The following is an 18,163-nucleotide window of genomic DNA, read 5'->3' on the forward strand; positions in this document are numbered from 1 at the left end:
GCCACGCGCGGGTGGGCCGGCGCGGCGCGGCAGCGTGCCGCTCCCCGCGCGCCGGCGTGTTCCTGGTTTTCGTCACGTCGTATCGATCTTCGTCTGGAGTCGCCGCGCACGGCCACACCGGTAGCCCGGGCGGCCGGCGGCGCGAAACGTCAGATGATACAAAATATCAATTCATTTCGTCAGGATTTTGTCAGCTTTCGCCGCCCGCCCTGCCGACGGGCGTCGCGCACCGTGCCTACAACGGGAAACTGAACTGCACCCACAGCTTGTCGCCCTGCGGCCGGTTGCGCACCGCGAACTCGTGCTGGTATTTCACGACCACGCCCGACGCCGGCCCCCACATGTAGCGCAACTGCGGGCCGATCGCGACCGATTGCCCGCGAAAGCCGTCCGACGCGACCTTGACGCCGTCCTGCGTATCGTCGGTGAACTGCTTCAGGAACGTGCCTTGTACGCCGAGCTGCACGCGTCGGTCGATCGAATAGCCGATCAGGTAGTCGAGCACGGCGACCGCCCCCGAGTGGTACCGCGTCGCATGGTTCGGCGAATTCAGCTCCAGCAGCGTGGTCGTCGAGATTTCCCAGTCGCGGCCCGGAAACCAGGTGGTGCTGACGTACGGCAGGAACGCATAGGTGTTCAGCCCCGTGTTCGCGATCCGGTTCGCCGCATACGCGCCGGTCGGCACCGCGAACGACGGCGAGAAAAACGCGAAGAACGTCTTCGATGCGTTCGCATAGTTGATCATGAACGGCTCGAGGATCACGTCGCCGAGCGACGTGCGGTTGCCCGTGCCGCCCGGCGTCGACAGATGCAGGTGGACGATCGGGACGATCGCACTGCTCGACAACGAAAACGGCCCGAACGTCGCGCCCCACGTGTGGACCACGCGCGGCGTCTCCGCGACCACGCTCAGGTGGAACCCCGGCACCGCGCTGCCGCCGTCCGGCCCGGCAAACCGGTTCGATGCGGAGTACAGCGCGTAGTTGAAGTACTGCGTGTTGCCGGGCGGCGGAAGCAGCCCGTTCAGCACCGTGTTGACGCCGAACGGATAGCTGATCTGCCCGTTCTCCGTGGCCGACGCCGGAACCTGAATGGCCCCGGCGATCAGGAGTGCCAACGGCACCCGTCGCAATGCGAATTTCATGTCGTCTCCAGACCGGATTGTTATCGTGTAATCGCGAGCCGGGCATCGCAGGCCCGGGGAGACGCAATGTAAAGCGCACGACAACGGCGAAAAAGACGACGTTCGGGAGAACAGTTCTCCGTCACGCGGAGAAATGCGCGACGGCCCAGCGCCAGCCTGCGCTCAGCGGCCGACTTCCTTCCATTTGCGCGCGAGCCCGAGGCGTTCGAAACGCTCGATCAGGAATTCGGTGAACACGCGGATCTTCGCCGGCTGGTGGCGGCGACTCTGGTACGCGATGTTGACGGTGAGCGCCGGCAGTTGCCAGTCGGTGAGCACCGGCACCAGCTTCCCCGCGACGATATCGTCGTGAATGATGTAGAGCGGCTGGATCAGGATGCCGAGCCCGGCCAGTGCCGCGGCGCGGATCACCTGCCCTTCATTCGCATCGAGCACGCTCTTGATCGTGACCGACTGCTTCTTCGCACCGTGGCGGAAATGCAGCACGTACGGATCGTTCGCGAGGTTGTAGACCAGCAGCCGGTGGTCGCACAGCGCGTCGGGCGTCGCGGGCGCCCCGTGCTTCGCCAGATACCCGGGCGACGCGGCCAGCACGCGCCGCGTCTCGGCGAGCTTGCGCACGGTGATGCCCGAATCCGCTTCATGCTCGCGCGTGCGGATCGCCACGTCGATGCCGGCCTCGATGAAATCCGGATAGCGGTTCGCCGCGACGATCTGTACGTTCAGGTTCGGGTAGCGCCGGTGGAACTCGGGCAACGCCGGTGCGATATAGATCGACGCGAACGAGACCGACGCGGTCACGCGCAGCGTGCCGGCCGGATTCACGCTCGTTTCGTTGACTGCCGCATCGGCTTCCGACAGTTCCATCAGGATCGCGACGCAGCGCCGGTGATATTCATGCCCGGCGTCGGTCAGCCACAGGCGCCGCGTGGTGCGCTCGACGAGCCGCGCACCCAGCCGCTCCTCCAGCGCGTTCAGGCAGCGGCTCGCCGCCGCGCTCGACATCCCGAGCCGCTCGGCGGCCTTCGACAGGCTGCCCAGTTCGGCGACCTGCACGAAAAATTCGATCTGAGTCCACTTGTCCATGCGTTCGATTCTTCCACTTGGCGGAGAACAAAACTCCTCCAAACCATCTTTTTTACGATTCAAGGAGGAATTAATGTTACGTCAACGCGCCACCCAACGACATCAGGAGACACCCCCTATGCGCAATCTCAACGAAGACACCATCACACAGGCCGTGATCGCGTCGCTGGGCGGCTGTCGCGACGAGCGGTTGCGCACGGTGATGACCAGCCTCGTCCAGCACCTGCACTCGTTTGCTCGCGAGACGAAACTCACCGAAGCCGAATGGCAGACCGCGATCGGCTTCCTGACGGCGGTGGGCCACATCACCGACGACAAGCGCCAGGAGTTCATCCTGCTGTCCGACGTGCTCGGGCTGTCGACCCTCGTCACCGCGCAGAATCATGCGAAGCCGGCCGGCTGCACGGAGGCGACCGTATTCGGTCCGTTCTACGTCGAAGGCAGCCGCGATTTCGGCATGTTCGACGACATCGCGAACGGCGCCTGCGGTGAGCCCTGCTTCGTGTCGGGCCATGTGCGCGGCATCGACGGCATGCCGATCGCGCACGCGTCGCTGGAAGTCTGGCAAGCCGACGAGGACGGGCACTACGACGTGCAGTTGCCGGCCGACGACGGCTCGGTCACGCACCGCGCGCGCGGCCGGCTGCGCACCGGCGCCGACGGCCGCTACGCATTCCGCTCGATCCTCGCCGAGCCGTATCCGATTCCGCACGACGGCCCCGTCGGCGCGATGCTCGACGCGCTCGGCCGTCATCCGTGGCGCCCCGCCCACCTGCACTTCATGATCGAGGCGCGCGGCTACGAAACGCTGATCACGCACGTGTTCCGCGACGGCGACCGCTATCTCGACTCCGATGCGGTGTTCGGCGTCCGGTCGACGCTCGTTGCCGACTGGGTCCGGCACGCGCCCGGCCTCGCGCCGGACGGATCGCGCATGGACACGCCGTTCTACACGCTCGATTACGACTTCGTGCTCAATCCCGCGGAGCGCGCCGCATGATCCGCCACGTCGTGATGTGGAACGTCGCCGGCGCGACCGAGCCCGAGCGCGCGGTGGCACGCACCACCGTCAAGACCGCCTTCGAAAGCCTGCGCGGGCGGATTCCGGGCATGACGCACCTCGAAGTCGGTGCGGATTTCAGCGCGGCCGATTACGCGTGCGACCTGATTCTCGTCGCCGACTTCGAGTCGCGCGAAGCACTCGACGCTTACGCGACGCATCCGGAACACACGCGTGTACGCGACGCACTGACGGGCCTGCGCATCGCGCGCCATCAGGTCGACTACGCAACGGAGTAACGACAACATGAATTTCATTTACCAGGCCCGCCCCGCCCGCGTGATCTTCGGCGCAGGCAGCCTCGAACATCTCGAACGCGAAGTGCTGGAACTGGGCGCGCAACGCGCGATCGTGCTCTGCACGCCGGAACAGCGCGACCTCGCGCAACGCATCGTCGAGCGGCTCGGTGCACGCGCGGCCGGACTCTACGATCGTGCGACGATGCACGTACCGATCGAAATCGCCCGCGATGCGCAGACGTTCGCCAGGTCGTGCAATGCCGACTGCGCGATCGCGATCGGCGGCGGTTCGACGATCGGCCTCGGCAAGGCAATCGCGCTCGAAAGCAGCCTGCCGATCCTCGCGATACCGACGACGTACGCCGGCAGCGAGATGACGCCGATCTACGGCCTGACCGAAGGCGGCCTCAAGCGCACGGGCTCCGACGCGCGCGTGTTGCCGAAAACGGTGATCTACGATCCCGCCCTCACCGTCACGCTGCCCGTCGAGCTGTCCGTGACGAGCGGCCTCAATGCGATCGCGCACGCAGCGGAAGGCCTCTACGCGAACAACGCGAATCCGGTGATGAGCCTCGTGGCCGAAGAAGGCATTCGCGCGCTCGCCCGCGGCCTGCCCGGCGTGCGGCGCGACCCGGCCGATCTCGACGCGCGCAGCGACGCGCTCTACGGCGCGTGGCTGTGCGGCATGGTGCTCGGCAATGTCGGCATGGCGCTGCACCACAAGCTCTGTCACACGCTCGGCGGCAGCTTCAACCTGCCGCACGCGCCGACCCACACGGTCGTGCTGCCGCATGCACTCGCGTACAACGCCGCACATGCGCCGGACGCGATGCAGCGGATCGCCCGTGCGATCGGCACGAACGACGCGGCCCGCGGCCTCTACGCACTGGCGCTCGACAACGGCGCACCGGTCTCGTTGAAGACGATCGGCATGCAGGAAGCCGACCTCGATCGCGCCGCCGATCTCGCGGCCGCCAATCCGTACTGGAACCCGCGCCCGATCGAACGCGACGGCCTGCGCGCGTTGCTGCAGGACGCCTTCGAAGGCAACCTGCCCGGCTCGACCGCGCGCTGAACCGGCCACACGACAGACCAACAAACGAAACCTTCATGGAGACACCCCACATGAATACCGAATCGAGCGCCCACGGCGACATCTCCGTCGAACACTGTGACGTCGCCATCGTCGGCTACGGCCCGACCGGCCTCGTCGCCGCATCGATGCTGGGCCGCGCCGGCCATCGCGTGATCGTCCTCGAACGCTGGCCGACGCCGTACGGCCTGCCGCGCCTCACGCACATCGACGGCGAAACCGCACGCATCGTGCAGGCGAGTGCCGACGTCGATCACGCGCTGCGCAATGCGAAAGCCGTCGACACCTACCATTACTGCGATGCGAACGGCGACCTGCTGCTCGAACTGAACTGGACCGGCCGCGCGTGCGGCTATCCCGCGCACATCTCGATCTACCAGCCGGACATCGAGGACGCGATCGATGCGCGCGCCAGCACCTTCAGGAATGTGACGATCCTGCGCGGCTGGGAAGTCGACACGCTGCTGCAGGACGACGACGGCGTGACGCTGACCGCGCATCCGGCGCGCGGCAGCCAGGACGCGCAATGGACCGGCAAGCCGCGCGCCATTCGCGCCCGCTACGTGATCGGCGCCGACGGCGCGAACAGCTTCGTGCGCCGCACGCTCGGCATCGAACGATCCGATTTCGGCTACAACGAGCGCTGGCTCAACCTCGATTCGGAGAACAAGCGCGATCTCGGCGAAGGCTGCGCACGCACGACGATCTACTGCGATCCGGATCGCGCGTACATGCACATGCCGATCGGCACGAAGCGCACGCGCTTCGAGCTGCGCGTGCTGCCGAACGAATCGACCGCCGAATGGGAAACGGAAGAAGCCGGCTGGAAGTGGCTCAACGACCACTACGGCTTCGGCCCGGACGACCTGAAGCTGCTGCGCCACGTCGTCTACACGTTCGAGACACGCATGGCCGAACGCTGGCGCACCGGCCGCGTGCTGCTCGCGGGCGACGCGGCGCACACGATGATGCCGTACATGGGACAAGGCGCCTGCTCCGGCATGCGCGACGGCATCAACCTCGCGTGGAAGCTCGACCTGGTGCTGACCGGGCGCGCCTGCCCCGACCTGCTCGACACGTTCGAAGCCGAGCGCCGCCCGCACGTGACCGCGATCACGCAGATGTCGCTGTTTCTCGGGCAAGTCGTCAACGAGGACGATCCGCGCAAGGTCGCCGAGCGCGACGCGGCGTTCCGCGCCGGCAACATGCCGCCGATGCCGCCGTTCCCGAAGCTCGACCACGGGATCCTGCACGACGAAGTCGACGGCACGCGCCAGCCGACGACCGGCGCGCCCGCGCCGCAGGGGCGCGTGCGCCGCGGCGCAGCCGAGGGCCGTTTCGACGATGTGGTCGGCCGGGGATTCCAGCTCGTCACGCGCGAACACCCTTCCCGCTACCTCGACGACGCGCAGCGTGCGTTCCTCGCGCGCCTCGGCTGTCACGTGGCCGTGCTGTCCGACGACGTGAGCGCCCCCGATGCCGTGGTCGACCTCGACGGCGAGCAGCAAGCGTTCATGCAGGCGCACCGGATCGGCGCATATATCGCGCGGCCCGATTTCATCGTGTTCGGCTCGGTGACCGAGCTGCGCGACCTCGGCGCGCTCGTCGATGCACTCCGCGACAAGCTGCACTGGTCCGCTGCGTCGACCGAGCCGTCCGCCGCTTCAGCAGCCTCGGCGGCCGTCACTCACGCATCGTAAAGGAAACCTACGCATGACGACCGAACTGTCACCGTTCGCGCTGTCCCTGCAACGCGCGATGCCCGTCACGCGCTTGCTCGACTGCGGAATGGACTATGCGGACGCAATGGCACTGCACGCACGCACATCCACAGGCGAACCGTGGGACGTCGCGGCCGAAGCGCTGGCCGACGCGCAGCTCGCGCGCGCCGCGCAGGCGGCGGAAGCCGGCCACCTGGTCACGGCCGCCGACGCGCAGGCGATGGCCATCGCGAACCTGCTGTTTGCGCAGATGGCATTCAACCACGATGTGCCGCGCAAGCGCGCGCTCTATGCGCGGCTCGTCGACGCGTCGCACGGTCTCGCGCGCTGGTCCGACAAGCGCATCGAACGCGTCGAAGTGCCGTTCGGCGATGCGCACCTGATCGGCTGGCTGGTCCGGCCGCCGACCGAACGCGTACGCGGCACCGTCATACTCTTCGGCGGCCAGAGCGGCTGGGGCTTCGCGTACTGGCCGATCGCACGCACGCTTGCGGCGCGCGGCATCGCCACACTGCTCGCCGAGGGGCCGGGCCAGGGCGAGACGCGGCTCGAACAGCGGATCTTCGTCGACGTCGACATGAGCGCCGCATACCGCCGCTTCGTCGATGAGGTCGCCGACCGCGTGCCCGGGCCGATCGGCATCTGGGGGAACAGCATCGGCGGGTTGTGGGCCGCATCGACCGCTGCGAGCGACCGACGGATCGCCGCCTGCTGCGTGAACGGCGCACTCGCGGCGCCGACGCTGCTGCCGTTCCGCACGTTCGTCGAACAGGCTGCGGCCATGCTCGGCAACGACGATCCCGACGCGGTCGCGGCGAATTTCGCGCGGATGAGCTTCTCGTCCGAACGCGACCGCATCGCATGCCCGCTGCTGGTGCTGCACGGCGGCGAGGATCCGCTGATCCGGCTCGACGATCAGCAGCCGTTCCTCGATGCGGCGACGCCCGGCGAGGCGATGCTCAAGGTCTGGCCGGACGGCGAGCACACGATCTACAACCACGCATCCGAGCGAACCGCGTTCGTCTGCGACTGGTTCGTCGAGCGATTCGCGCAGGCTGCGGCTGCGTGATCACGCATGCGGTGTCGACCGTGCGAACGGCCGGCACCGCGCGCGGCATTACGGCGTCGCGCCGCCGTTCTCCACCACGCCGTCGATTTCCGCATGCGTGAAGCCGTACTTCGCCATCCGCTCGCGATGATCGGCCGAACCGAGATACTCGCGCAGCTTTGCGTTCACGGCCTGCACAAGCGCATCGCTGTTCTGGCTGAACGAAAATCCGCCAACGGGCGCGGCCTCACCGGCACCCCGCTCGTGCGAGACGACCTCCAGTCGCGTGTCCGTGTCGGCGACCGCGCGGGCCCCGATCGCGGTGCTCGCGAACGCGTCGACCTGCCCTGCAAGCAACGCAGCCAATGCGTCGGGTTGATCCTTGAAGATGACGATCTGTCCGTCGCGCACGCCGGCCGCCCTGGCCGAATCGATCTGCACCTGGTCGGTCACGCACGCCAGCCGCGCATCGCTGCGCGCCGCGACGGCCGCGTAGCTCGTCAACTGCTTCGGATTGCCGGCCTGCAGCACGAAACCGTCGCCGATCGTCCACACCGGGACGCTGAACGTCACGTGCCGCGCGCGTTCGGCCGTCACGAAGATCGGCACGTTCATGTCCCAGCGACCGGCCTGCACGCCCGGCAGCAGTGCCTCGAACGACGTCGGGTGATATTCGATTTCCGTCACGCCGATCGCACGCAGCACCACCTCGGCCACCTCGACATCCGCACCGGTCACGGTACCGTCTTCTGCCGTCCAGTAGAACGGCGGTTCCTCGATGTACGCAATCCTTACCTTCATGGCGTCACTCCTGACGTTCAATGATGTTCGTCGCGCCCGGCCCCCGGGCACCCGATTCATGCAACCGCTGCATCCATCGCCCGAGACAGCGCCATCAACGCAGGCGGCAGCCGCTCCAGCGGAAGATAGCCGAACCCGAGCCTGAACACGCGGCTGCTTTCGCCGAACCATGTGCCTGATGCGAGCTGCACGTCGTGATCCGGCAAGCGCTGCCAGAAGCGCGACACGGCCGGCTCGTCGAAAGCATCCTGACGCAGCCGCACGCAGCACAGTGCGCCCGCATCGGGCCGCACCCACTCCACCCGCGCGCGTTCACGTTCGCACCAGTCCGACACGATATCCAGCGCGCCCGCAAGCAGCCGGCGCCGGGGCGCGAGCACGTGTTCGCGGTGGCGCAGCACGGTCGCAGCCAGCGTCTCGTCGAGCACCGAACCCGAGATCACCGTGTTCAGCTTCGCGACGAGCAGACGCGCCCGAAGCCCTGCATCGGCCACCGTGAGCCATCCGGTCCGCAGACCGGGTGCGCCCAGCGCTTTCGACACCGAAGACCCCGTGACGATGCGCGGATCGACACCCGCGAAACTGGCAGCCGCGGCCGCATCGCCATAGCTTGCTTCGCGATAGGTTTCGTCGATGAACAGTATCGCGTCCGGACACCGTTGCGCCATCAACGCCAGCAATGCATCGATCTCGGCGCGCGATGCCTGCACGCCGCCCGGATTCTGCGGGGACGCGATGCTGACCAGCCGCGTCTTCGACGACAGGCTCGCGTCGAACTGCGCGAGGTCCAGCCGATAGCCGTTCTCGAACGACAGCCGCACGTCACGCACCGTTGCGCCGGCACCGACCAGGCAGTCTCGACTCGGCGGAAAGCAGGGTGTCGCCAGCACGGCCTCGTCGCCGGGCCGGCACACTTCATAGGCCAGCAGAAACAGCCCGAGCGCGGTGCCTTGCGTCGTCACGATCTGCTCGGCCGGCACGTTGCAGGTATCGGCAATCGCATCGCGCAGCACCGCAGCGCCCGCCGACCGGCTGTAGCCGAGCTTCAGGTTGCGGATCGTGTCGACGCCGGCCAGATCCAGCAGTTCGCCGACCGTCAGGTCTTGCGACGTGCTCTCCGCCAGGTTGAAGGTCCGGTTCACGTCGAGCAGCGAGATGATTTCGTTGTACGGAAGCCGTCCGCGCCACTCGCCGGAATGCGCGTGTGTCGTCTGCATGGGCAAGCCTCGCAATGGCCGATCAATGGATCGGAACACCGCCATCGTAGCGTTCGCCCAAAAACCATAACAGCCACAATTTTCCGCCGATTGGACCGACACAATTATGCGTGGCGAGATCGTGTCGAACGGTCGATAATCGGGCACTCCCCTGCCGCTGGTGTCTCATGGAAACGCAAACGTCATTCCGCTACAGGCAGCTGGCCGACCTCATCGTCGGCATGATCGAGAACGGCACGCTGGCGCCGGGCACCCGGCTGCCGTCCGTGCGTGCTGTCAGCGAACAGCAGCGCATCAGCGTGTCCACCGCGCTGCAGGCATACCGTCTGCTCGAAGATCGCGGCGTGCTCGTATCGCGGCCGCAGTCGGGCTTCTATGTCGCGGCCGCGCGTGGCGGCGCGCTTGCGTTGCCGAGCGCCTCGCGCTCGCGTGCGAAAGCATCGACGGTGTCGATCAGCGGCGCAGTCGCCGCGATGCTCGAACATGCGGCCAACTCGGCGCTCGTGCCGCTCGGATGCGCGGTGCCCGATCCAGCGCTGCTGCAATCGAAGCGGCTCGACCTGGCCCTCGCCCGCGCGGCACGCCAGCACGGCACGCGTTACAACGTCTATTGCGCGCCCTACGGCGAGCCGGCACTGCGCCGCGAAATCGCGCGGCGGGCCATGCGCTTCGGGCATCCGCTGTCCGCCGACGACATCCTCGTCACGAACGGCTGCACCGAAGCGTTGACGCTCGCGCTGAATGCCGTGGCAACACGCGGCGATACGATTGCGGTGGAATCGCCGACCTACTTCGGCCTGCTTCATACGCTGGAGGCACTGGGACTGAAGGCGCTGGAGTTGCCGACCGACCCGCTGCGCGGCGTCGACGTCGGCATGCTCGCGCAGCGGCTCGAAGCGGAATCGATCGCCGCCTGCGTGCTGTCGTCGAGCTTCGGCAATCCGCTCGGCTCCGCGATGAGCGAGGACGACAAACGGGCGCTGCTCGCCCTGCTCGCACGCCATCGCGTGCCGCTGATCGAAGATGACGTCTACGGCGACATCCACTTCGGGCGAGACCGGCCGAGGCCGTTCAGCGCGCTCGACAGCGGGGCCGATACGATCTACTGCAGTTCGTTCTCGAAGAGCCTCGCCCCGGGATACCGGATCGGCTGGATCGCGGCGGGTGCGCGCACTCAGCAGGTGATGGAACGCAAGCTTGCGCTCAGCCTGTGCGGCCCCGTGTTGCTGCAGGTCGCGGTGGCCGACTTCCTCGCGAGCGGTGCATACGATGCGCATTTGCGCCGCATCCGGCGCGTGTTCGAGGACAACCTGGCGCGGATGACGCGCACGATCGAGGCCAGCTTTCCGGCCGACACGAAAGTGAGCCGGCCAGCCGGCGGTTTCGTGCTCTGGCTCGAACTGCCGAAGCGGTTCGATTCACGCGCGCTGTTCGATGCCGCGCTCGAACAGGGCATCTGCTTCGCGCCGGGCGACATCTTCTCCGCCAGCCGGCGCTTTCGCCATTGCCTGCGCCTGAGCGCCGGGCATGTATGGAACGAACGTATCGAGGACGGCGTCCGGTGCCTGGGCCGGCTCGCGCGGGCACAACTCGCACGCTGAACGCGGCGGCGGCCGCCCCGCAATCGCCCCGCTCAGCTGCCGATCTTGAACGCCGGCAACTGCTGCGCGAGCCGTGCGCCCATTTCCGTACCGAGCGCCTGCAGCGCATTGAACGGCCGGATCATGACCTCGAATTCGACGATCCGCCCTTCGTCGTCGAAGCGGATCATGTCGATCCCCTTCAGCGCCTTGTCGCCGACGGCCGCGCTGAATTCCAGCACCACGCTCTTGCCGTCGTCGGTGACGAACTGCCGGTAATAGGTGAAATCCTGGAGGATCGTGATCACCGTGCGCAGCGCCAGCAATAGCGCGGGCGCCGGCCCGTAGGGCTTGAACGCCATCGGCGAACGGAATACGGCGTCCGGATGGACGATCGATTCCAGTGCGCCAAAATCCTTGCGTTCGATCATCGCATGCCACTTGTCGAGCGATTGCGCGACAGCGGGTTGAAGATGCAGCGGTGCGTTCGTCATCGAAGACTCCTGTATCGTCGGGCGGAAAAGAAACGAATCGGTCTCAACTCTCAAAGGGTGGCGGCAAGCGACGTGCCCTGGTGAATCGCGCGTTTCGCATCGAGCTCGGCCGCTTCGTACGCGCCGCCGATCACGTGCACCTTGCGCCCGGCGGCTTCCAGTTGCTCCGCCAGTTCGCGCAACGGCTCCTGTCCCGCGCAGATCACGACGTTGTCCACCGGCAGCGTCTGTTCGACGCCGTCGATCGTCACGTGGAATCCGTCGTCGTCGATGCGCCGGTAGGTCACCGCCGACGACATCCCGACGCCGCGCGCCTTCAGCCCCGTGCGGTGAATCCAGCCGGTGGTCTTGCCGAGCCCGTCGCCGACCTTCGACGCCTTGCGCTGCAGCAGATGGATTTGCCGTGCGGCCGGCTCGGGCTGCGCGTGGCGCAAACCGCCCGCGTTCGCATATGACGGATCGACACCCCACTCGGTGAAGAACCGTTCCGCGTCGACGTGCTCGGCGCCCGCCCGATGGACGAGATATTCCGCGACGTCGAAGCCGATCCCGCCAGCGCCGACGATCGCGACGCGGCTGCCCACGGCCTGGTCATCGCGCAACACGTCGAGATAGCCGAGCGTCTTCGCGTGCCCGACACCATCGATCGGCGGCGTACGCGGCACGATGCCCGTCGCGATCACCACTTCGTCGAATTCGCCTTGCACCAGCATCTCGGCGGTCGCGCGCGTATTGAGGTGAAGCGTCACGCCGCGCAGTTCGATCTGCCGGCGGAAATAGCGCAGCGTCTCGTTGAATTCTTTCTTGCCGGGCACCTTCTTCGCGATGTTGAACTGGCCGCCGATCTCGGCGCCGGCTTCGTACAGCGTCACCGCATGACCGCGCTCGGCCGCGGTGACCGCGAAGCCGAGGCCCGCCGGGCCGGCGCCCACCACGGCGATCCGCTTGCGCTGCTGCGCCGGGCGAATCACGAGCTCGGTTTCATGGCACGCGCGCGGATTCACGAGACACGACGTGATCCTGCCGCTGAACGTATGGTCGAGGCAGGCCTGGTTACAGCCGATGCACGTGTTGATTTCGTCCGCGCGACCTTCCCGCGCCTTGCGGACGAACTCGGCATCGGCGAGGAACGGCCGCGCCATCGACACCATGTCGCAATAGCCGTCGGCGAGCAGTTGCTCGGCGACTTCCGGCGTGTTGATCCGGTTGGTCGCGACGAGCGGGATGCCGACCTGGCCCATCAACTGCCGCGTGACCCACGCGTACGCGGCGCGCGGCACCTTCGTCGCGATGGTCGGAATGCGCGCCTCGTGCCAGCCGATACCCGTATTGATGATCGTTGCACCGGCCGCTTCGATCGCCTGCGCGAGCCGGATCACTTCGTCGAGCGTCGAGCCGCCTTCGACGAGATCGAGCATCGACAGCCGGTAGATCAGGATGAAGTTCGTGCCGACCCGCTCGCGCACGCGCCGCACGATCTCGACCGGAAAGCGGATACGGTTCTCGTAGGCACCGCCCCATGCGTCGTCGCGATGGTTCGTCCGCGCGGCGATGAATTCGTTGATCAGGTAGCCCTCCGACCCCATGATCTCGACACCGTCGTAACCCGCATGCTGCGCGAGCGCCGCGCATCGCACGAAATCGGCGATCGTCTCGTCGACTTCATCGCTGCTCAGCGCATGCGGCGTGAACGGGTTGATCGGCGCCTTCAGCGCGCTCGGCGCGGCGAGCGCCGGGTGATATGCGTAGCGCCCGAAATGCAGGATCTGCAGCGCGATCTTGCCGCCCTCCGCGTGCACCGCGCGCGTCACGACACGATGACGCTCGGCTTCCGCTTCGGTCGTCAGCATCGCACCGCCCGGCGCCGGACGGCCGCGCTCGTTCGGCGCGAATCCGCCCGTCACGATCAGGCCGGCTTCGCCGCGCGCGCGCTCGGCATAGAACGCCGCCATCCGCTCGAAGCCGTTCGGCGCTTCCTCGAGACCGACGTGCATCGACCCCATCAGCACTCGGTTCCTGAGCGACGTGAAGCCAAGCTCGAGCGGGGTCGTCAGATGCGGATAACGCGATGTCATGGGGTGTCTCCATTTTTTATGCAACAAGTTGCACAGATGGTAGTTCACCACTCTCGTTTATGCAACCCGTTGCATAAACGCATCCGTCACCTTGTACTGTGGCCCCGATATGGCAAGATGCGGTTCATTCCGCGGCCTCCTCCGATCCGACATGTCCCTGCCCCACGCACTCCTCACCGCCCTCGCCGAACGCCCGGGTTCCGGCTCCGAGCTCGCCGACCGCTTCGACCGCTCGATCGGCTATTTCTGGCAGGCGACGCACCAGCAGATCTATCGCGAGCTGGGGCGTCTCGAGGAAACGGGCTGGATCGAATCGCTGCCGGCCGAATCGGGGCGCGGCCGCAAGCGCGCATACCGGATCTTGCCGGCCGGCAAGAAGGAGTTGCGGCGCTGGATCGCCGAGCAGGAAGATCCGACGCCGCTGCGCGAAGCGCTGATGGTGCGCCTGCGCGCGGAAGCGGTGCTCGGCCCGGCCGGCCTCGAGGACGAAATCAGGCGGCGCATTGCGTTGCACCAGGAGAAGCTCGACCTGTATCTGCAGATCGAGGCGCGCGATTTTTCGGAAGACGCCGATTCGCGCACGAAGCGCCTTCAGCATCTGGTCCTGCAGGCCGGCATCGCGAACGAGCGGTTCTGGGTCGAATTCTCGCAGCATGCGCTCGACGTGCTGCGCTCACCGAAAGACTGACCGACTGACAGAGGACATGACGATGACGCAGAAAACCGTGCTCTGCTACGGCGATTCGAACACGCATGGCACACGCCCGATGACGCATGCCGGCGGACTGGGGCGGTTTGCACGCGAAGAGCGCTGGACCGGCGTGCTGGCGCAAACGCTCGGTGCGAGCTGGCGGGTCATTGAAGAAGGGTTGCCCGCGCGTACGACCGTGCATGACGATCCGATCGAAGGTCGGCACAAGAATGGTTTGTCGTATCTGCGCGCGTGCGTCGAAAGCCACTTGCCCGTCGATGTCGTCGTGCTGATGCTCGGGACCAACGATCTGAAGACACGCTTCTCGGTCACGCCCGCCGACATCGCGACATCGGTCGGCGTATTGCTTGCCGAGATCGCTGCGTGCGGCGCCGGTCCGTCCGGTGCGTCACCGAAGGTCGTGCTGATGGCACCTGCGCCGATCGTCGAGGTCGGATTCCTCGGCGAGATCTTTGCGGGCGGCGCAACGAAGTCGCGGCAGCTCGCAAAGCGGTACGAACAGGTGGCAAGCGATGCCGGTGCGCACTTTCTCGATGCCGGCGCGATCATCGAGGTGAGCCCCGTGGATGGCGTTCACTTCGCGGCCGATCAGCATCGTGTGCTCGGGCAGCGGGTCGCTGCCCTTCTGCAGCAGATCGCATAACGCGAACGGGCGCCGAACCGCAACCGCGCGCGGAAAGCCGGTCACGCGTCCGGCAGGATCACCACCTTGCCCTTCACCTGCCGGTTCGCCATCCGCGCGATCGCGTCGGCCGCACCGGCCAGCGACACGCGCTCGGTGATCGCGGGTCGCACCTTGCCGGCCGCGAACCACTCGGCAAGCAGGCGCATGTTCGCGACATGCTGCTTCGGGTCGCGGCGCACCGCATCGCCCCAGAACACGCCCAGAATGTCGCGCTCCTTGAGCAGCGCCAGGTTCAGCGCGATCTTAGGAATCTCGCCGGCCGCGAAACCGACCACGAGGAACCGGCCGTGCCAGGCGGTCGCGCGCAGCGCCGCCTCGCTGTAGGCGCCGCCTACCGGATCGTAGACGACGTCGGCACCACGCCCGCCGGTCAACTCGTCCACCCGGCGGCGCAGGTCTTCGGTCGCATAGTCGATCGTCTCGTCGGCACCCGCTTCACGACACAGCGCCAGCTTGTCCGCGCTCGATGCCGCCGCGATCACGCGCGCGCCGAGCGCCTTCGCGATTTCGATCGCCGCGAGGCCAACGCCGCCCGCCGCGCCCAGTACGAGCAACGTCTCGCCTTCTTGCAGCCGCGCGCGCTGCTGCAATGCGTGCAGCGACGTGCCGTACGCGAGCACGAGCGCCGCGCCCTGCTCGAACGTCATGCCCGGCGGCAGCGCGGCAATCTGGTGCACGTCGGCCACACACTGCTGCGCGAAGCCGCCGTGCCCGGTGAACGCTACCACCGAATCCCCCGGCCGCCACGCGGTCACGCCCTCGCCCACCGCGTCGATCACGCCGGCAAATTCCGCGCCCGGCGAAAACGGCAGCGCCGGCTTCACCTGGTACAACCCCTGGACGATCAGCGCGTCGGGAAAATTGAGCGACGCGGCCTTCACCTGCACCCGGACCTGGCCCGCGGCCGGTTCGGGAATCGCCACGTCCTCGATGCGCAAGCTGTCGATCGGGCCGAATGCGGTACACAACAGGGCTTTCATGTTCGTCTCTCTCCTTGTGCGGCGTGGCCGCGCATCGGGTCATCCTGCGGGGTACGCCCGCACGGCCGGTTCACGACGATGACGCAACAGCCGACGGAATCGGCATCCGCGACATCGTCTGCATTCCGGAATGTCGGTGAAGCAATGATCAGAACCACGCGTCGCGCATGTCGAGTGTCGTCGTGTCGACGCGCGCGAGCAGATCGAGCTGCGCATCCACTTTCGGCAATTCCCAGTTGAAGAAATAGCGGGCCGCCGCACGCTTGCCGTCGTGGAAATCGTCGGCTTGCCCGTGCGCGGCGAGCGTCACGTCGAGCCACAGCCACGCGACGACGAGATGGCCGAACGCTTCCAGGTAGACGCTCGCGTTCGCGAGCCGCGCCTGCGGATCGCCGATCGCGCCGAGTTGCCGTGTGACCTCGACCAGCCGTGCCCAGCGCGGCGCCAGCGCATCGGCCTGTTCGCGCAGGCCGGCATCGAGCGCGCGCGCACGCTCGACGGTCGCGCCGATCCGCGCATCGAGTGCGTGCAGCAACGCACCATCGTCCTGGGCGACCTTGCGGCCCAGCAGGTCGAGCGCCTGAATCCCGTGCGTGCCTTCGTGAATCGGATTGAGACGATTGTCGCGATAGAGCCGCTCGACCGCGTAGTCGCGCGTGTAGCCATAGCCGCCGTGCACCTGGATCGCGAGGTCGTTCGCAGCGAGGCACCACTGCGACGGCCAGCTTTTCGTGATCGGCGTCAGGATGTCGAGCAGGCGCGTGGCGTGGGCGCGCACGTCCGCGTCGTCGTGCGCGCGTGCTTCATCGACCAGCTTCGCGCAATACAGGATCAGCGCGAGACCGCCTTCGACATACGACTTCTGCGCGAGCAGCATGCGCCGCACGTCCGGATGTTCGACGATCGGCGCCTGCGGCGCGGCGGCATCCTTGCCCGCCGGGCCCAGCGGGCGCCCTTGCGGCCGGTTGCGCGCATAGTCGAGCGCGTGCAGATAACCCGTGTAGCCGAGCGCCACCGCGCCCGCGCCGACACCGATGCGCGCTTCGTTCATCATGTGGAACATGTACGCGAGGCCGTGGTTCGCCTGGCCGACCAGATAGCCGATCGCGCCTGCGCGCCCTTCCGGGCGGTAGCGCGTGCCTTCGCCGAAGTTCAGCAGGCAGTTGGTGGTGCCGCGGTAACCCATCTTGTGGTTCAGCCCGGCGAGCACCACGTCGTTGTGCTCGCCCTGCGCCGCGCCGTCGGCGCCCGGCAGGTACTTCGGCACGATGAACAGCGAGATGCCGCGCGTGCCGGGCAGCAGCCGGCCGTGTTCGTCGGGAATCTTCGCGAGCACGAGGTGGACGATGTTCTCCGTCAGCTCGTGCTCGCCGCCAGAAATCCACATCTTGTTGCCCGTCAGCCGGTAGCGCGGACCGAGCGGCGAGTCGCCTTCGAAATCCGCACGCGTCGCGATGTCGGACAGCGACGAACCGGCTTGCGGCTCGGACAGGCACATGGTGCCGAGGTAGCGCCCTTCCAGTTCCGGACGCGCGAACGCGTCGATCTGCGCCGGGCTGCCGTGCGCGACCAGCAGGTTCGCGTTGGCGACGGTCAGGAACGGATAGGCGGCCGTTGCGATGTTCGCGGCCTGGAAGAACAGGAACGACGCGGCTTCGACCAGCTTCGGCAAGCGCATGCCGCCAAGCGCTTCGTCATGGCCCGCGGCGATCAGCCCGGCGTCCGCAAAGGCGCGCACGGCCGGCTCGACGTCCGGGATCAGCGTCACGCGCTCGCCGTCGAACTGCGGCTCTTCGCGATCGCCACGCGCCGCATGCGGCGCGAACAGGTCTTCGGCAATCCGCTCGCTGGTGTCGAGCACCGCGTCGAACGTCTCGCGACTGTGCTCGGTGTAACGCGGCAGCGCGGCAAGCGCTTCCGCGTCGAGCCAGTCATACAGCAGGAACGCGAGATCGCGTCGCGACATCAACAAGCTCATCGTGCTGCCTCCCGGGGCCGGCTTCGTCAGCCGAATGAAGGGTTCCGTGACCGCTAGTGCTGGCAGGAATTTAGCACGGTCGTTCTAAAACGACAACGACGGATGCGCGACGGATGCGCTAGTTGTGAAGCTTCAATAGGTTGTATCGATGGTTCATCCGGACTGAGTCTGGGAGACTGGAAGTCGCCAAACACCCAACCTTCCAGGAACCCAGCCGGATGAACACCCATAAGAATGCCCGACTCACTTT

General features: G+C 67.0%; 16 protein-coding genes. 8 read left to right on the forward strand and 8 right to left on the reverse strand.

What is annotated here, in order from left to right; all coding sequences use genetic code 11:
- Nucleotides 1–235 precede the first annotated feature (235 nt).
- Nucleotides 236–1,144 (reverse strand): transporter, encoded by a 909-nt coding sequence (locus G3O00_RS28550; RefSeq protein WP_206145020.1) that lies wholly within the window; start codon nucleotides 1,142–1,144, stop codon nucleotides 236–238.
- A gap of 162 nt (nucleotides 1,145–1,306) precedes the next feature.
- Entirely contained in the window at nucleotides 1,307–2,230 is a 924-nt protein-coding gene (locus tag G3O00_RS28555; RefSeq protein WP_011351653.1) for a LysR family transcriptional regulator, read from the reverse strand.
- Nucleotides 2,231–2,348: 118 nt separating this feature from the next.
- Here G3O00_RS28555 and G3O00_RS28560 point away from each other — a divergent pair, with 118 nt between their 5' ends.
- From G3O00_RS28560 to G3O00_RS28580, 5 genes are read left to right on the forward strand one after another with little or no spacing between them, the layout of a single operon-like run.
- Nucleotides 2,349–3,230 carry an intradiol ring-cleavage dioxygenase gene (locus G3O00_RS28560; RefSeq protein WP_206145021.1) on the forward strand — a complete coding sequence of 294 codons (882 nt, stop codon included), beginning with the start codon at nucleotides 2,349–2,351 and terminating at the stop codon, nucleotides 3,228–3,230.
- Nucleotides 3,227–3,529 carry a Dabb family protein gene (locus tag G3O00_RS28565; RefSeq protein ID WP_174934753.1) on the forward strand — a complete coding sequence of 101 codons (303 nt, stop codon included), beginning with the start codon at nucleotides 3,227–3,229 and terminating at the stop codon, nucleotides 3,527–3,529. The genes G3O00_RS28560 and G3O00_RS28565 overlap by 4 nt, the downstream gene beginning before the upstream one ends.
- Nucleotides 3,530–3,536: 7 nt before the next feature.
- Nucleotides 3,537–4,604 carry a maleylacetate reductase gene (locus G3O00_RS28570; protein ID WP_206145022.1) on the forward strand — a complete coding sequence of 356 codons (1,068 nt, stop codon included), beginning with the start codon at nucleotides 3,537–3,539 and terminating at the stop codon, nucleotides 4,602–4,604.
- A gap of 35 nt (nucleotides 4,605–4,639) precedes the next feature.
- Nucleotides 4,640–6,322, forward strand: a complete 1,683-nt coding sequence (locus tag G3O00_RS28575) for a bifunctional 3-(3-hydroxy-phenyl)propionate/3-hydroxycinnamic acid hydroxylase (protein ID WP_241025379.1) — start codon at nucleotides 4,640–4,642, stop codon at nucleotides 6,320–6,322.
- 13 nt (nucleotides 6,323–6,335) lie between these two features.
- On the forward strand, nucleotides 6,336–7,412 hold the full coding sequence (locus G3O00_RS28580; RefSeq protein ID WP_206145023.1) for a prolyl oligopeptidase family serine peptidase: 1,077 nt from the start codon (nucleotides 6,336–6,338) through the stop codon (nucleotides 7,410–7,412).
- A gap of 48 nt (nucleotides 7,413–7,460) precedes the next feature.
- On the opposite strand, the gene G3O00_RS28585 is transcribed toward G3O00_RS28580, so the two are convergent.
- Together G3O00_RS28585 and G3O00_RS28590 are read right to left on the reverse strand one after the other, a co-directional pair.
- Nucleotides 7,461–8,192, reverse strand: a complete 732-nt coding sequence (locus tag G3O00_RS28585) for a transporter substrate-binding domain-containing protein (RefSeq protein ID WP_206145024.1) — start codon at nucleotides 8,190–8,192, stop codon at nucleotides 7,461–7,463.
- A 56-nt stretch (nucleotides 8,193–8,248) separates the two neighbouring features.
- On the reverse strand, nucleotides 8,249–9,409 hold the full coding sequence (locus G3O00_RS28590; RefSeq protein ID WP_206145025.1) for a pyridoxal phosphate-dependent aminotransferase: 1,161 nt from the start codon (nucleotides 9,407–9,409) through the stop codon (nucleotides 8,249–8,251).
- A gap of 167 nt (nucleotides 9,410–9,576) precedes the next feature.
- Here G3O00_RS28590 and G3O00_RS28595 point away from each other — a divergent pair, with 167 nt between their 5' ends.
- Entirely contained in the window at nucleotides 9,577–11,010 is a 1,434-nt protein-coding gene (locus G3O00_RS28595) for a PLP-dependent aminotransferase family protein (RefSeq protein WP_206145026.1), read from the forward strand.
- A 32-nt stretch (nucleotides 11,011–11,042) separates the two neighbouring features.
- On the opposite strand, the gene G3O00_RS28600 is transcribed toward G3O00_RS28595, so the two are convergent.
- Nucleotides 11,043–11,483, reverse strand: a complete 441-nt coding sequence (locus G3O00_RS28600) for a nuclear transport factor 2 family protein (RefSeq protein WP_174934767.1) — start codon at nucleotides 11,481–11,483, stop codon at nucleotides 11,043–11,045.
- A 50-nt stretch (nucleotides 11,484–11,533) separates the two neighbouring features.
- Nucleotides 11,534–13,558, reverse strand: coding sequence for an NADPH-dependent 2,4-dienoyl-CoA reductase (locus G3O00_RS28605; RefSeq protein WP_206145027.1), 2,025 nt, complete (start codon nucleotides 13,556–13,558; stop codon nucleotides 11,534–11,536).
- Nucleotides 13,559–13,709: 151 nt separating this feature from the next.
- Here G3O00_RS28605 and G3O00_RS28610 point away from each other — a divergent pair, with 151 nt between their 5' ends.
- Together G3O00_RS28610 and G3O00_RS28615 are read left to right on the forward strand one after the other, a co-directional pair.
- Nucleotides 13,710–14,246, forward strand: coding sequence for a PadR family transcriptional regulator (locus G3O00_RS28610; protein ID WP_174935349.1), 537 nt, complete (start codon nucleotides 13,710–13,712; stop codon nucleotides 14,244–14,246).
- Between the two features lie 22 nt (nucleotides 14,247–14,268).
- Entirely contained in the window at nucleotides 14,269–14,913 is a 645-nt protein-coding gene (locus tag G3O00_RS28615) for an SGNH/GDSL hydrolase family protein (RefSeq protein WP_206145028.1), read from the forward strand.
- A 41-nt stretch (nucleotides 14,914–14,954) separates the two neighbouring features.
- Here G3O00_RS28615 and G3O00_RS28620 read toward each other — a convergent pair whose 3' ends face one another.
- Nucleotides 14,955–15,935: an NADPH:quinone oxidoreductase family protein gene (locus G3O00_RS28620; RefSeq protein ID WP_174935353.1), complete on the reverse strand. Its 981-nt coding sequence runs from the start codon at nucleotides 15,933–15,935 to the stop codon at nucleotides 14,955–14,957.
- A 148-nt stretch (nucleotides 15,936–16,083) separates the two neighbouring features.
- Nucleotides 16,084–17,913, reverse strand: a complete 1,830-nt coding sequence (locus G3O00_RS28625) for an acyl-CoA dehydrogenase (RefSeq protein WP_206145029.1) — start codon at nucleotides 17,911–17,913, stop codon at nucleotides 16,084–16,086.
- Nucleotides 17,914–18,163: the final 250 nt, after the last annotated feature.

This window comes from Burkholderia sp. Ac-20384, assembly GCF_017104605.1.
Lineage (GTDB): Bacteria > Pseudomonadota > Gammaproteobacteria > Burkholderiales > Burkholderiaceae > Burkholderia > Burkholderia lata.